Consider the following 224-nt stretch of genomic DNA (forward strand, 5'->3'; position numbering starts at 1 on the left):
GCGCCGCCAACACCCGCTGCAGTCGGCCGATCAGTGTCTCGATGGTGACCGCATCGAACACATCGGTGCGGAACTCCACCGTTCCGCCGATCCCGGCTGGCTCACCGCCTTCGCCCCAGCGTTCGGCCAGGGAGAAGGTCAAATCCGTACGAGCCGTGAGTGTGCCCACCGGAATCGAAGTGGCCTGCACATCACCCAAAGTCAGCCTGGCAGCAGGGTCATCC

Annotated in this window: 1 protein-coding gene; it reads right to left on the reverse strand. The window is 64.7% G+C overall.

Annotation, left to right across the window (positions count from 1 at the left end):
* Positions 1-190 (reverse strand): hypothetical protein (locus tag AC5Y7E_RS24395; protein WP_499950983.1); only part of this gene is annotated, 190 nt, incomplete at its 3' end.
* Positions 191-224: the final 34 nt, after the last annotated feature.

This window comes from Mycobacterium sp. NGS17 (assembly GCF_059813205.1).